At 50.7% G+C, this 15,183-nt stretch carries 13 protein-coding genes; 3 read left to right on the forward strand and 10 right to left on the reverse strand.

The window, feature by feature from the left end; all coding sequences use genetic code 11:
• Positions 1–390: 390 nt before the first annotated feature.
• The gene (locus tag GX839_04815; GenBank protein NLB04780.1) at positions 391–1,386 is read left to right on the forward strand and encodes an ornithine carbamoyltransferase; all 996 of its coding nucleotides are present in this window, start codon (positions 391–393) and stop codon (positions 1,384–1,386) included.
• 241 nt (positions 1,387–1,627) lie between these two features.
• Here the strand turns inward: GX839_04815 and GX839_04820 are convergent, their stop codons facing one another.
• Positions 1,628–2,872: an amidohydrolase family protein gene (locus tag GX839_04820; protein ID NLB04781.1), complete on the reverse strand. Its 1,245-nt coding sequence runs from the start codon at positions 2,870–2,872 to the stop codon at positions 1,628–1,630.
• A 302-nt stretch (positions 2,873–3,174) separates the two neighbouring features.
• Here GX839_04820 and GX839_04825 point away from each other — a divergent pair, with 302 nt between their 5' ends.
• The gene (locus tag GX839_04825; GenBank protein ID NLB04782.1) at positions 3,175–4,224 is read left to right on the forward strand and encodes a zinc-binding dehydrogenase; all 1,050 of its coding nucleotides are present in this window, start codon (positions 3,175–3,177) and stop codon (positions 4,222–4,224) included.
• Positions 4,225–4,320: 96 nt separating this feature from the next.
• Here GX839_04825 and GX839_04830 read toward each other — a convergent pair whose 3' ends face one another.
• The 5 genes from GX839_04830 to GX839_04850 all read right to left on the reverse strand — a co-directional run bounded on the left by GX839_04830 (position 4,321) and on the right by GX839_04850 (position 11,128).
• A complete protein-coding gene (locus GX839_04830) occupies positions 4,321–5,097 on the reverse strand; it encodes a fructose-bisphosphate aldolase (protein NLB04783.1) in 777 nt (258 codons plus the stop codon).
• 279 nt (positions 5,098–5,376) lie between these two features.
• The gene (locus GX839_04835; GenBank protein NLB04784.1) at positions 5,377–6,438 is read right to left on the reverse strand and encodes an ABC transporter ATP-binding protein; all 1,062 of its coding nucleotides are present in this window, start codon (positions 6,436–6,438) and stop codon (positions 5,377–5,379) included.
• A gap of 16 nt (positions 6,439–6,454) precedes the next feature.
• Positions 6,455–8,305 (reverse strand): ABC transporter permease subunit, encoded by a 1,851-nt coding sequence (locus GX839_04840; GenBank protein ID NLB04785.1) that lies wholly within the window; start codon positions 8,303–8,305, stop codon positions 6,455–6,457.
• Between the two features lie 75 nt (positions 8,306–8,380).
• A complete protein-coding gene (locus tag GX839_04845; GenBank protein NLB04786.1) occupies positions 8,381–9,490 on the reverse strand; it encodes an extracellular solute-binding protein in 1,110 nt (369 codons plus the stop codon).
• 51 nt (positions 9,491–9,541) lie between these two features.
• A complete protein-coding gene (locus GX839_04850; GenBank protein NLB04787.1) occupies positions 9,542–11,128 on the reverse strand; it encodes a hypothetical protein in 1,587 nt (528 codons plus the stop codon).
• Positions 11,129–11,292: 164 nt separating this feature from the next.
• Here GX839_04850 and GX839_04855 point away from each other — a divergent pair, with 164 nt between their 5' ends.
• Positions 11,293–11,625: a helix-turn-helix transcriptional regulator gene (locus GX839_04855; GenBank protein NLB04788.1), complete on the forward strand. Its 333-nt coding sequence runs from the start codon at positions 11,293–11,295 to the stop codon at positions 11,623–11,625.
• Positions 11,626–11,722: 97 nt separating this feature from the next.
• Here the strand turns inward: GX839_04855 and GX839_04860 are convergent, their stop codons facing one another.
• The 4 genes from GX839_04860 to GX839_04875 are packed head-to-tail and all read right to left on the reverse strand — an operon-like array spanning position 11,723 to position 15,152.
• Complete coding sequence (locus GX839_04860; GenBank protein ID NLB04789.1) at positions 11,723–12,436, reverse strand: ABC transporter ATP-binding protein; 714 nt, start codon at positions 12,434–12,436, stop codon at positions 11,723–11,725.
• On the reverse strand, positions 12,429–13,214 hold the full coding sequence (locus GX839_04865; GenBank protein NLB04790.1) for an ABC transporter ATP-binding protein: 786 nt from the start codon (positions 13,212–13,214) through the stop codon (positions 12,429–12,431). Before GX839_04865 ends, GX839_04860 begins: the two co-directional genes overlap by 8 nt.
• The gene (locus GX839_04870) at positions 13,211–14,275 is read right to left on the reverse strand and encodes a branched-chain amino acid ABC transporter permease (protein NLB04791.1); all 1,065 of its coding nucleotides are present in this window, start codon (positions 14,273–14,275) and stop codon (positions 13,211–13,213) included. Before GX839_04870 ends, GX839_04865 begins: the two co-directional genes overlap by 4 nt.
• Position 14,276: 1 nt before the next feature.
• The gene (locus GX839_04875; protein NLB04792.1) at positions 14,277–15,152 is read right to left on the reverse strand and encodes a branched-chain amino acid ABC transporter permease; all 876 of its coding nucleotides are present in this window, start codon (positions 15,150–15,152) and stop codon (positions 14,277–14,279) included.
• Positions 15,153–15,183 lie beyond the last annotated feature (31 nt).

A 15,183-nucleotide genomic window follows, 5' to 3' on the forward strand; every position in this document is an offset into this window, starting at 1 on the left:
CTCTCTTCATCGATATTTTTTCGCGTTTGCGACAGTCGCCAGAATGGCCAAGCGAGTCCACTCTAGCATAGGATCAAGTTGCTGACAAGAAAGCGATCTACCTGGCAAGTAATGCCTGCGAAATAGACATCGCCGTTTCATGACCCGCTTCCAATTGAGCGGTCGCCGACCGGTGAAGCAGAAAAGGCAACTGGACGCAGAGTCAGATTGTCCATGGATTCAGCCGGTATTTATTGAGAAGGCTGTGAATTATGTTCCAAGACTCAATTTGCTTGGCAATTCGGCTGGTTGACAGTTTGCTGCTTCATTCCTATACTAGCTGTGACAAATTCAGAAAGACAATTCACCGTCAGAAAATCTGTCAAATTTTAGAAAATTGGGGGTATTACTATGCGAACTGGAATGATCGGAAAACACCTTATCGCGGCACAAGATTGGACAGACGAAGAGCTGAACACCTTGCTGGACGTGGCAAAAGAACTGAAGATGCGTTATGCACTGGATATGCCGACAGATATACTCAAGAACAAAACTTTATTTTTATTGTTTTTTGAAGAATCCACCCGTACCCGTAACGCATTTGAATGCGGAATGACGCAACTGGGTGGTCATATGAACTATCTTACCCCCGCGGGAACTCAGGTTGATCACGGTGAAACGCCAAAAGATACCATTGAAGTCCTGGCACGCATGGGCCATGGGATCGCAATCAGGAATTCATACGTCGACGGGCACAAATGGATGAGAGCAGTTGCGGAGCACTCCAAGATACCTGTCATGAATGCCCAGTGTGATATCTGGCATCCGACCCAGGAACTCGCCGACATCATGACAATCAAGGAAAAGTTCAACAATGAATTGCGCGGGCGGAAATTCGTAATTTCCTGGACATGTGCCGGCAACTATATGCGTCCTCTTTCCATGCCTAACTCGCTGGTCACACTGATGCCTCGCTTCGGTCTTGACGTGACACTGGCTCACCCGAAAGGATTCGAGCTTGAAGATGAAATTATGGAAATTGCGCGTAAGAATGCGGAAGCGCATAATGTCAAACTTGAAGTTGTCTATGACATGGAGGAAGCCTTCAAGGATGCTCACGTTATTTATGCCAAAGGCTGGGGCCCGATCACAACTGTTGGAGACGATGCCGTCCGTGGCGTCCAGATGATCAACGAACACCCCGAATGGTTTGTCGACCAAAGGAAAATGGACCTTGGCGCGAAAGATGCCATTTACATGCATTGTATGCCCGCTGACCGTGACGTGGAAGTAACAAGTGAGGTCATGGACGGACCGCAGTCCGTTCTCTACGATGAAGCCGAAAACCGCCTGCATACGATTAAAGCGCTTATGGCGCTGACCATGGGCAATACAACCCGCAGGTGATCCGGATACCGCTTAGCGGTTGAACACATCGATTCGATCCATAAACGAAATTGGCAAGACCGGCAGATCGCCGGTCTTGCTGCCTCAAGGAGCAATCTTCGGGGCTGGCGGGAACCGCTCTTCATTAGAGGTTTTGATACTTGGAACTTATCTTCGTGCATCGTCTGCACGTCACGACACATATGAAAAGCCGGAACCAGCCATCAATTTTTCAAGGTTCACCGTCCGTTCCACAGGTAAATCAAAATGCTACAGAAGTGATTCGCTTGCTGGTCGCGACGATCCGTCCATTCTTGATCACGGCCAGCCGCGTCGCCTGATCCCGGAAGGCAGAGGCGATATCCGAAGCATCAAGAAGAACCAGATCCGCCCGCTTGCCAACCGCAAGACCGTAGTCATCAAGCCGCATGGCCCGGGCTGCGTGGATGGTGCCCATCCGGTGAATGACCTGCAATTCCGAATCTGACAGCATCTGTGCCACCTGACCGGTCAAGAGGCCCTCTTCGAGCATATCGGCGTTGCCGATGGGCCGGAAGGGATCGCGTACGTTATCGGATGCATAGGCGATATTGACTCCGGCTTCCAGGAATTCCTTGATCCTTGTTACACCGCGCGGTATCGGCTGACGGTCCGCCCTTGCCATCAGGTAGAGATTGCAGGATGGGAGGGTAATGATATGAAGGCGCGCTTCTTTTGCCATGGCGATGGCTTCAGCGGCAAGCCCGTCATCGACACGGCAGAGCGCTGTGACATGGCCACAGGAGACACGTCCCTCATACTTGTTTTCCAGCGTCAGGCGGGCCGTTTCCAGGAAGGTATCGATGTTGGGGTTATCATGTTCGTCAATATGGAAATCTACATCAAGGTCATTCTTTACGGCAATTCTGAACAACTCCCGCGTAAATCCTATCCGCTCGTCATAGAAATGAGGCGCCCCCCCGATCGCATTGATCAACCGATTTCTTGCCATCCTGTCCAGCATATCGAAGTGTTCCTGCTGTTCATCAAGTCTGCCGTGAAATACCGGAAATGCTGTAATTTGAATCTCGATGTATGGCTGCATTTCATCCCGGAGCTCATTCATGGCTTCGACACTTCGCCAGCCATTGACAGCATCGACACTGACGTGGGTCCGAATGCTTGTCGTTCCGGCAACAACAGCCTTGCGCAAGCTCCTCCGTGCCCGTTTCTTAATGTCAGCTGCCAGCTCTTCAGGTGTGAGGTTTCTTAAATATTCGGAGTAATTCTGTATGGCCTGTGCCAAGGTAGTTGATTCACCCGCCGGCATGACGCCGGTTGTGTCAAGATGCGTGTGGCTGTCTATGAAGCCAGGGGACAGAAGCGACCCGTTCGCGTCAATGGAATCCTTTGATTCAATGATCGGTCCGGGTCGGCGGATCTCAACGATTTTGCCCTCTGTGATCAGTACATCCAACAAACCGCTGTTATTGGGCAGCTGCGCCTGGTAAATGGCCAAGTCAATCATCTTATCAAAACTCTCCTATTCCCTTTCATGTACCGGCACCTTAAGCCTTCGAATTTCTTCACTGGCCGGATGTCATTCAAGTCCTGATCTGTCACGATACTTTTGGTTTCCATAGTAGCGCAGTCTCTACCTTCGTGCACCCCGCACACAATTTTTGACCGTACGGATGCCGGCCTCAACAATCCGTAATGCCTGACACCTGGCCCCTGTCCCTGTTGAGCAAATTGAAGCAGGTTAGATTATCGACTATACTGTTTTTGTATGGAAAATCTTGAATTGTTCGTCAGGAAAGCAGGTAAATAATGATTCCAAAAACAATGAAAGCAGTTGTGGTCATTGCGCCCGAAAAGGTTGAAGTCAAGGAAGTATCCACCCCGGTTCCGGTTGAAGGCGAAGTGCTTGTGCGCATCGATAATTGTCTGATTTGCACATGGGAACAACGTATCTTTTCCGGATCCGGGGCCGATTTACCGTTTATCCCGGGCCATGAGGTGTCAGGGGTAGTTGCCGCGGTTCCCAAAGAGACGATCGCGAATGTGACTCCCGGTCAAAAGTGTGTTGTTAAAACATATGACAGCTGTGGAAGTTGTGAGTTTTGTTTTCGTGGACTCAACAATCTTTGCAGCGGTCAATCAAAAAAACGCACCTTTGATGGGATTGCCGGTACGGGGGGGATGGCACGCTATATTGCCATTGCAGCTGACCGTATCTACCCTCTGCCCGTCGAATCAATAGACCTTGAGCTGGCCGCTTTTGCAGAACCTCTCGCCTGTTGTCTGCACAGCATCGAACAGGCTGATGTTTCCTTCGGTGAAGACGTCGTCGTGGTAGGTGCCGGCGTGATGGGCCAATTGCTTGCCATTCTGGCCAGATTGAGGGGAGCGCGTGTTATTGTGGTGGAGATAGACAAGGCCCGGCGTGAACTGGCAATGAAGATGGGTGCACACGAATCCATTGATCCCTCATCCACCGACTGGCAAGCGGAACTTTCGCGCTTAACCAGCGGACGGGGCCCCCATGTTGTACAGTTCACCATCAACAATCTGGCTATGGCCAGTCAATACATCAAAGCGCTCGCGCCAGCCGGCAGGCTCGTTTATTATGGCTCTTTTCGACCAAGTGAAGACGTACCATTCAATCCGAATGACATTCATTACACCGAGAAAGTCATCACCGGCTCCTACAGCCCCACGGTAAGATCATTCTGGCAGGCCTCCCAAATGCTTGGACATGGCCTGGTCGACGTAAAGCCTTTCTTGACAGAGTGCTTCGACATGAACGAAGCACAGAGAGCATTTGAACGTGCAATGAGCACTGAAACGCTGCGGGTCCTCATACGGTTGTCGGACTGAGCCGGGAAGATCTTAACGGGAAATATTCTGTTCATTGAAAAGGGGCGTTTTCGCCCCTTTCATACTTCTCTGACCTGATCAGTTGGCAACAAGCCGTCAAAGGCCGCGAACTGCCTCTTCCGCTTTCGCATTCCCGTGCACCAGCTCAACCAGGGCCCTGACAACTGCTTCAGGATCCTCGTGGTTCCACACATTTCTGCCGATAGCCACACCTGCGGCACCGACTGACAGAGCGTCCTCAATGCAGGCAAAAAGACTCGTCAGATCATTGGCAGCGGGTCCCCCCAGCACAACAACCGGCTGGTAGGCGGCATCAATCACTTGTCTGAACTGTTCCCTGTCTCCGGCGAAGGTGGTCTTGATGATATTGGCGCCATACTCACACCCCACTCTTGCTGCCAAACGTACATTTTCAGGTGTATGGGGGACAAGTTTGTCAAAACCTCCCGGTAACATTTCAGCCATAACCGGCACGCCCCAAACCCTGGCTTGGCGCACAGCCTCCGCAACATTCTTCATGCAATCCTGCTCACTGGGTGTGCCGGGGAAACCGTTAAGAACCACTGCATCAGCGCCGAGTCTGAGCGCATCTTCGACCGAATATAGAAGACGGGGATGCCCCGTTGCTTCCGAGGGCAAGGCTGAATACCCGCCGTCTATGCGTAAAATGACACCAATGTCGCCGAGAACATGGGCAAATCGGGAAGCAATCCCATAGGTAAGCAGAACAGCATCTGCGCCCCCTGCAACTATTTTCCTGAGTTTCTCCTCTGCATCATCAAGTGCAGGATTGACATTTAATCCAAGCCCGTGATCCATGGCAATAATAACTGTTTTGCCATTTGCGCGAAAAATCCTTCTCAAACGTTTCATTGATCCTCCTTCGTGTCCTGATGTTCGCCGGAAGCGTGGAATACCAGCGGTCTGTTACCATTCGTCCCATGAATCCACGCGGGACAGCGAACCCGAATCATACCTTACCGGATTCTTCGGGTTTGTTCACCGTCTTTTTCTCTCCGATCATCCGGTGCATTTCCCTCCTGCCTCGTGCATTGTTTGCCTTTGCTTCAGCTTCTGTTTTGGAAATAATGCGGCTTAACCGAAAAACCTCTCGTTCGGCCGATCATCTTGCCCCGTGCAAAGCCATGGGCCTCACAGAAGGATACCATACTGCTTATCCCAGTGAATGAAGACCTCGTCTCCTTTTTGGTAAGGCTTGGATTGTCCGTACACCAGTGTCTTGAAAACAATAGAATCTGACACCCGGACTTGATAGTCCGTCATTTCGCCAAGGAAAATGACCTCTTCGACGGTTCCTTTCAGAACATTGTGACCGGAGGGAATCTGGTCATCATTGTCGGCAAGCTTCAGATACTCAGGCCTCAATCCGAGTGAGTAGTCCCCTGCCTCAAGCTCCGATTTTTGACCTTGAATCAATACGATATTCCCATCCTCCAGCGTGCAGCAACGTTTGACCGGATCATAACGGGCGACAAAGAAGTTTGATTTTCCAATAAAATCCGCAACAAAACGATTGACCGGATGATGATAAATTCCACGAGGCGTGTCAACCTGTTCGATGATGCCGGCATTCATGACCGCGATCCGATCTGCCATGGTCAGCGCTTCCTCCTGGTCGTGGGTGACAAAGATGGACGTTATGCCTACACGCTTCTGAATGCTGCGGATCTGAGAGCGGGTTTCCACGCGCAATTTCGCATCCAAATTACTCAGTGGTTCGTCAAGCAGCAGGACCTTCGGCTCCATAACCAGGGCTCTTCCAAGGGCAACGCGTTGCTGCTGACCACCGGATAACTGCCGGATCGCCCGATTTTCGAGTCCTTCCAAATCGACAATTTGGAGCATATCCCGTACGCGGCTGCGAATCTCTTCCGAGGGCAACTTTCGAATTCGAAGGCCGAAGGCTATGTTCTCAAACACGTTCAAATGAGGAAAGAGCGCATAACTCTGGAACACGAGAGAGGTGGGTCTTCTCTCAGGTGGCTGGCGTGTGACATCGCGTCCATCCATGATAATCTTTCCCGCGTCCGGTACAAGAAAACCGGAAAGCAGCCGGAGAAGAGTCGTCTTTCCGCAACCCGAGGGTCCTAAAAGGCAAAGCATTTCGCCGTCTTCAATCTGCAAACTTACGTGATCGACGGCGCGTACCGTTGCAAATGACTTGCACAGATCTGAAATTTCTACCATTGACATTGCGATTATCCCTCAATCAGATTTGAAACTTGTTGATACCCACCGTCCGGTCGATGATGAAAAGAACCACCATGGACAGCGTGACCAGCAGACAGGAAATTGCCGTTACCGTCTGATCAAGCCCATATTCCAACTGGGCAAAAATCCGCACAGGTAAGGTAATGTTGCCCCCTCTGACGATAAAGCGGCTGATCGTCGTCTCGTCCATAGAAACAATGAAGGCAAAGAGGCCCGCGACAACGATGCCCGGCTTTATGATCGGAAAAGTGATTTTCCGAAATGTGTAGAACTGGCTGGCACCAAGGTCGCGAGCCGCTTCTTCCAGCGATAGGTCAAAACCGACCAATGATGAAAGAACCATACGGATCACATATGCGGTTGCTAACATGATGTGGGCCAAAAGAAGCGATTTATTGTCACCAACCCAGCCGAGTATGATGCTGAATCGAAGCAAGGCAATCCCGACAATTACGGCTGGCAGCGTAAGAGGTGAGAGGAAAAAGGTTTTCAGCAAATCAACACTTCTGAACTTGAAACGTGTCAGGCCAAGCGCGGCCAATATCCCAATGATCAAGGACACCGCTGTGCAAAACACAGCGACCTTGATGCTCAGCCAAAATGACAGGGCATACTCCGTTTTGAGAAAAACACTTTTAATCCATTGAAAAGAATAGCTTGACGGCGGGAAGGTAATAAACATCTTGTCGCCGGAAAATGCTGATATCACCACGATAATGAGTGGCAAAACAATAAAGAACAAGACAAAAACGACAAAACCGATACCTGCCGCACGACTTAAGACAGCCAAGACCCGCTGCCGCTTGAGCATGAATGCGGAGGCAAGTCGCGTCCGATCCCGCTTGAAGCGCCGTGCCACGCCGGCATACAGGTCATAGAAAGCATCTTTGATCCGGCGGATCATCCTGTACCAGACTGAATTGAAATCCGCCTCACGGAATGAACCCGAACGATCGCTCATTCTTTCAATTCGCGAAGTCATACGGTTATAGACAGTGATCAGTATCAAGCTGAATAACAACAGCACCATCGCAGCAACCGCTGCAAAGGGAAAGTCAAGAATGGTCATTGACTGCTGGTAAATCAGCATGGTAATCGTCATGACCTTGCCACCACCCATCAACCGCGGCGTGACAAATGACGAAAAACTCAAAAGGAAAACAAACAGACTGCCCGCCACGATGCCGGGCATACTCAGGGGAAATATCACTTTGAAAAAGGAAGTAAGGCGGGAACAACCGAGATCACGCGCAGCTTCCTCAAGGTCGTAATCAACATTATCGAGGACGCTTTTAACCGACAAAACCAAATAAGGCATAAATACTTGAGTTAAGCCGAGTACAATACCAAGCTCAGTGCCCACGAACTTTACCCGGCCCAAGCCAAGCGACGCGATAAAATTGTTAACCGGACCGCTGCTTGCGAAAATAATCATAAGACCAAGCGTTCTTGCTGTAACGTTCGTGATCAAAGGGGTCAAAATCAAGGCAAGCAAGAGGTTCTTGACTCGATTGCTCCTGGTGCGTGACATAACCATGGCCACAGGGTAGCCAAGAACCAAAGAAAGAACCGACGTGTAGATAGCGATCCGAAATGTTCGCAACAACACTTTCAAGTAGTATGGTTCAAACATTTTGGCAAAATTGTCGAAGGTCAGAACTGTCGTATCGATCAAGCCGGTTCCGGGTACACCTTTGTAAAGACTGATCGTAAATAAGAGGACTAGTGGCAGGAAAAATCCGACAGCGATAAGGAGCATCGCCGGTGATAAAAAGAATGCTTTTCCAACGAGTTGCTTTTTGTCAATTTTCAGTCGACCGCTACCGGATGGCAAAAGCTTGCGGTTCATACACAAATACCCCCACAAACAACATTCGGGTTGCGGGAGAGTTTTCACTCTCCCGCTTTTTCCGTCGGATTGACTTTAGTCAACAATTTGCGTGTTCCAAAGTTCCGCCCACTCTGACTGCTTTTCAGAAATCAACTCATTGTCGGGTACGATCAGTTTTTTGACCTGGTCAAGTCCATAAAGCACTTTGCCCGCCAATTCGTCATCGAGAACAACTGTTGAGCTGGTTGGTCCGTAAAACAGACGTTCGGCATAAGCTTCCTGAACTTCCTGGCCGAGGTGAATGTTAATCCAAATCTCCGCCAGGTCAGTGTTTTTTGCATTCTTGGGGATGGTCGCACAGTTCATGGACAAGATCCCGCCTTCCTCCGGTACGACAAAATCAACGCTGCCTCCAGCCTCTTTGTAAGTGACGACATAACCGTCAATTTGCGGACATAAGACCACATCACCTGTTTCAAAGGCAAGGTTCAGTTCATCAATTCCAGACGCAAACATCGGAATTGGTTTCAATTCAGCGATCGCATCAATACCCGGCTGAATGTTGTTTTCATCGCCGCCATGCAAGCGCGCCGCCATGATCAAGAAAGCTGTCCCCTGAGTGCCAGGGAAAACGAATGGTGCCACACGGCCCCTGTATGCCTCGTCCCAGCAGACCATCCAGCTCGACGGAGCTTTCTGGAATTCTTTCGTGCTGTACATCAAGCCGACCGACATAAATGATACACCGTAGCCTCCGGATTTTTGTGCAGGTTCATACAGATTATTGAACTCAGGAACTCCGTCCGGATTAGGAGGCTGGATAACTTCCGCCTTATCTGCAGCTTCAGCCTGAGCCATACTGAGGTAGACCACATCCATGGAAGGATTGTCCAGCTCCGCATACAGCAATGCATTTCGATCTGAGGACCCGCCAAGTATCAACTCAACTGTCGCACCGGTCTCCTCCTCAAATCGGGGAATGATCAGTTCACGCGCAATATCTTCCTGTGTACTTCCCCAGATTCCAACAACAAGTGTACGGCCTTCGCCGATTTTACCTGCCGGTTCCGTTTTCGCGGTGGTTTCAACTCCGTTCGCCGGAGTGGTCTTGGGTGTTGTCTCTTCAGGTGTGCCTGGCGCGCAAGCTGTGGCCACCAGAAGCAGCACGAGCAGCGACGCGACGATTACAATCAATTTCTTCATCACAAGTTCCTCCTTTTGTTGCACCTTTCTATTTTATGCGCTCACATCTTCTTAGCTGTGTGCGCAGACGTACATTTCCTCAAAAGTTTCGCGGAGCTTCCCATAAAGAGCTTTGTAGGAAGAAAACAACAAGTCATACTCCGGTTTTACTTTCAGCTCGGGTTCAAAGACAGTCTGTGGTTGAATGAAGGTATCAAAATCAGATTTTTTGTATATTCCGCTTCCGATCGCTGCAATCAGGGCTGCGCCAAATGCGGAGGCATCCAGTTCAATCATGCGCTCGTAACGGATTCCGCTGATATTTGCCTTGATCTGGAGCCATTTGTCATTTCGATTGGCTCCCCCGACGGCACGGACACAACGGATTCCCTGCCCCATACTCTCGAGGGTTTGCCTGATTGCAAAGCCCACTCCCTGATACATGGCCTGCAGCATGGTGTCAGCCCTGGTTTGCAAGTCAATACCCACAAACACCCCCCGGGCTTTTTCATCCCAAATAGGGCTTCGCTCGCCGGCGAGGTAGGGCAGAAATATCAAACAGGCAGGTCGGTCGGCCTGAATGGATTCTGTCAAAGTGAACAGGTCTGAATCAGCGAAACACTCCTGGAACCATTTGTAACAAGCGCCTCCCGATGAAATCGCTTCGATACGGATGGACGAGTCAGGCAATACGTGAAGGCTGCTGCTCATATCAACGGGTACAGGTCTCGATATGCAGGTTGAGGTACCTGACCCCTCGACAACGACGCCTTCGCGAAAACCCCCTGCACCCACGCTTTCACAAAAAGCGTCAATCCCTCCCGGGTAGACAGGGATATTGTCAGGGAGGCCGCAGGTACGGGAAAACTCCGTATGGGTCGTTCCAATGGCTTGCCACGGTTTAAAAACCTCCGGCATCACATCAAGTGGAACGCCTGTCGCGCCTCCATCCCAATTGTTATGGACGCGATTGTAGTAATGAATGGTGGAAGCCGTCGACAGATCAATCGATCGTTTGCCGCAAAGCAAAAACGCGACATAGGATTTGGGGTCAAGAGCTGAGATCCCGGGAACGAATAAACCGGGATGATTGCGCCAGAACCAAAGCAATTTCGCTTCCATGCTTGTCCCGTCTTTCGCAAAGCCCGGCCAGGAGTCCCGCAACTCACTTGCTTCCTTAAGTGCCCTTCTGTCCTGCCACGTCACGATGGGAGTCAGGGGTTGACCGCTTTTGTCAACAAAGAGAAGACTGGGCCCGTGCCCGCACATCCCGATACCCGCGATCGTGGCTGGATCAAGGCCACTCTCCTCAAACAACTGATCCAGGGCGCGGTGAACCGTTATGGCAACCATTTGCGGGTCATGTTCAAAGGGCGAGGTTTTGGGGTAGTACTCACGCGCCTTGTAACGCCGATCCCCCGCAAAAGCAAGCACCTTGACGCTGCTGGTCCCGATGTCGATACCCAGAAAACGATCCTCGAAGCTTGCCCGGCTGTCCGTTCGTTTGCTTCGGCTTCTGATAATGGCCAAATTTTCAATCCGCTTATAAGCAGACAAGGCGTGATCCATATACCCTTTCAGATATTCCTTGTCATGCGCTGACAGCATTTTGATCTTTTCTTCTATTGGTGCGTTTTTAATTTCCTGGACTGAAGGCATGTGGAACCCGAACCTCATATAATCAGTTAGAGAAGGTGCTGCAATGAGCAGTACTGCTGTATGATCATACAGGGTTCAGTGAAAATAGTCAAGCAATATGTATCTAGTGAAATATTTTGAACTGAGTGAAAAAGTATGGTATGTTGAAATTGGAGGTGGTCGGTATGTTACATGACAGACTTGGGACACTCATCAACATCCTGGGAATCAAAAAAGGGGATTTCGCTGAGCGGATTGGTTTCTCTCAGTCCTACATCTCCATGATTCTCCGGCAAAAGAAGAAAAACCCCAGCCAACGCTTTTACGACTCCATCGCCTTTGCCTTTCAGGTCAATCTTGACTGGCTGCAATACGGTGTCGGCAATATGTTCTTGTTACCCGAGGCACATATGACTCCGACGGATCAGGATTTGCTGCAAAAATTCAAATCACTCCCACGATCAGAACAAAGGACTATCCTGGAAAAAATCGACGCTATGCTGATTCATAATTTTTGACTGGCGAGAAATACGATGAATTTTCCTATGAGTCAATTACTGAAAGAATCACAAACCAGGAGGCCTGGTGCACATGCAACATCAGTGGCCAACAACATCAACTTCCAACTGCCTGGCCGCCCAGATAGGCTTTCTTGACTGCTTCGTTGTCGATCAAATCATGTGTGCTGCCTTCCATCGTGATTCTGCCTGTTTCCAATACGTAGCCCCTCGAGGCCAGCGTCAACGCGATCTTGGCGTTTTGCTCAACCAGCAATACGGTCACCCCTTCCGAGTTAATTTCACGGATCAAGCGGAAGACCTCACTGACTAAAAGCGGTGACAAGCCCATGGACGGTTCATCGAGGAGGAGCATTTTTGGTTTGCTCATAAGGGCACGGCCAATGGCCAGCATCTGCTGCTCACCACCAGACAGTGTTCCTGCAGTCTGGTTCCGCCTCTCTTTCAGGCGCGGCAAAAGTGTGAGCACACGTTCGTAATCCATTTTCCAGTTATCTTTTCTGGAATAGGCCCCCATTTCAAGATTTTCGGAAACGGACATGCGGGCGAAGACACGTCGCCCCTCAGGTACTTGGGCAAGGCCCAGATTTGGGATTTTTTCTGCCCTGGTCTGCGTGATATCTCTTCCGCAAAAAACAATTGAACCTGACCGCGGTCGTATCAGACCCGAAATGGTGTGGAGGATGGTTGTTTTTCCGGCACCGTTGGCGCCGATTAAGCTGACAATCTCACCCTCTTCAACTTTGAAGGAAACATTTTTCACAGCCTGAATGGCGTCGTAGTAGATAGAAAGCTCACGGACTTCAAGCATAATCGCCATTCAACTCCCCTCCCAGATAAGCCTCAATAACTTTTGGGTCATTTTGGATTGTTTCGCTGGTCCCCCGAGAGATAATCCGGCCGTAGTCCAGAACAAAAATATACTCACAAAGATCCATAACCACGTTCATATCATGTTCGATCAAAAGAACGGACACAGACAGTTTGTTGCGGATCATGCGGATCATGTCTTTCAGTTCCTCTGTTTCTGCCGGGTTCATGCCGGCGGCAGGTTCATCAAGCAAAAGAATTTTTGGGCGTGAGGCAAGCGCGCGGGCGATTTCCAGCTTTCTTTGCTGACCATAGGGCAGCTGGTTGGCGAGCAAGTCGGTGCTGCCGGACAACCCCATCATATCGATCAGCTCGTCAGCGCGTTGGGAGGCTGAACGCTCATCACGACGGTAGCCTCTGCCGCGGATGATCCCGGATATCAGCGGGTATCTGAAATGATGGCTCATGGCCGCCTTGATATTTTCAGATACGGTCAGTTCTTTGAAGAGCCGGATATTCTGAAAGGTGCGGGCCACTCCCATGCGGCAGCGCTGGTAGGTTTTTTTACGCAGCAAACTTTTGTTTTCCAGATAGATATCCCCACGGTCGGGCAAGTATACACCGGTCAGCAGGTTGAACACTGTTGTTTTGCCAGCGCCATTGGGACCGATGAGACCCACGATTTGACCTTGTTTCACGTAGAAAGACACCCCCTCGACAGCCTGGATGCCGCCAAAGTGGATGGTAAGGTCCTCGACATGCAGTGCAATCGGTTTCACGGGGCTCCTCCCTTTTGCTTTTTCCTGGAGAACAGATCAACAAAGGGTATCAGACGCATCTCCGACCGCCCAAGCAGACCTTTGGGGCGAAACAACATTACAACAATCAAAAGAGTGCTGTAAATCAGCATACGGTATTGATCGAAGTTGTTGAAAAAACCTGTCATCAGGTTCGGAAGTATATTCGACAGAAGCTTCCCAAGGCTTCGGAGGAGCTCCGGAAGGGCTGTAAGAAAAGTTGCGCTGATAACCGCTCCCGTGATCGACCCCATGCCACCCAGCACGACCATCATGAGGATTTCGACTGACCGGTTGAAATCGAAGCGGGAAGGCGCGATGACGCCGATCTGATGTGCGTAAAGGCCGCCCGCGATGCCGGCGAAGAAGGCCGCAAGCGTGAAGGCCATCAGCTTGTAATAGGTTGTGTGGATGCCGTTGTTTTCGGCGGCAATTTCATCCTCACGGATACTTCGTACCGCACGGCCATGGCGGGATGTCCCGAAAGTGTAGCTGAAGTAAATTACAAAAGCCGTGATGGGGAATATCAGGTTGAACATGCCGGAGGGGTTCAGTTTCGTCGTCAGTGATTTGATGCCGGAAAGACCGGCGGGCCCCCCGGTAAACTCCAAATTATTCGCGACAACCCGGATGATCTCCCCAAATCCCAGTGTCACGATGGCCAGGTAATCACCCCTCAGGCGGAGTGCCGGCAAGGCGATGACCAGACCGACGATCGCTGCTGATGCACCGCCCGCCAAAAGGGAAAGAGGCAAGGAGAATCCCAGCACCAATGCACTGTTTTTTGTGATCAGTGCAGCCGTATAGGCGCCAACCAGCATGAATCCTGCATGACCGAGAACAAGCTGGCCCAGCAGGCCCGTTACCAGATTCAGGCTGACAGCCGCCACTATATTGATGCAGGCTACATTCAAGATGCCGCGGATAAAAGGTCCGATGATGCCCGCCTTAATCAAAAGATGCAGCAAAAGATAGAGGGCGGCTGTCAGAAGCAGCGCGATCAGACTTGCGAAGGAACGTTTTCGAAATTCTGAGGCGGCCATACTAGACCTTCTCTTTCAGGTTCCGGCCAAGCAAGCCGGAAGGTCGAACAAGCAGAATAAGGATCAAAAGCGCAAAGACAGCAGCATCCATCCATAGGGATTGGCCGGCAACTACCGACAGGCTTTCGGCCAGTCCGAGCAGGAGTCCTCCCAGCATAGCACCCGGGATGCTGCCGATTCCGCCGAAGACAGCTGCAACAAAGGCTTTCAATCCCAGCATGCTGCCCATAAGGGGCTTAATCTGCATGTAAGTATTGGTGTAAAGCACGGCCCCCACGGCGGCGAGTGCTGAGCCGACGGCAAAAGTGAAGACAATGATCCGGTTGATATTGATGCCCATAAGCTGAGCTGCGCCCGCGTCCTCACTCGTGGCGCGCATGGCCTTGCCTGTCTTGGTCACATGAACCAGAATCTGTAAAAAAGTCATCATGGCCAAAGCGACCGTGATATTCAGCAGCGTATTGCTGACGTTCATGTCGCCGATGATAACCGAAGGCAATGCGAACATTCTGGGCATGGACTTCTGGTTGGCGCCGAAAACCAGCTGAGCCAGATTCTGGAGGAATATGGAGGCTCCGATGGCTGTGATGAGAAGCGCGATCCGGGGGGCTCCACTCGCAAGCAGGCGGCGATAAGCGACCAATTCGATCACAACACCCGCAAGGGCTGAAAAAGCGATCGACGCAAAGACAGCCATCCATAGGGGCTGGTTGGCCCCCATGGTCAGAAATATGACATAACTGCCAATCATGATAATGTCGCCGTGAGCGAAGTTAATGAGTTTGACGACGCCGTAGACCATGCTGTAGCCAAGCGCGATCAGGGCATAAATGCTGCCGGCGCCAAGTCCGTTCAGCATCTGCGTTAAAAGATACATGCAGTTGTCACTCCTTGCTGAAACAGTGACG

It is taken from the genome of Fastidiosipila sp. (genome assembly GCA_012511175.1).
GTDB lineage: Bacteria > Bacillota > Clostridia > Saccharofermentanales > DTU023 > UBA4923.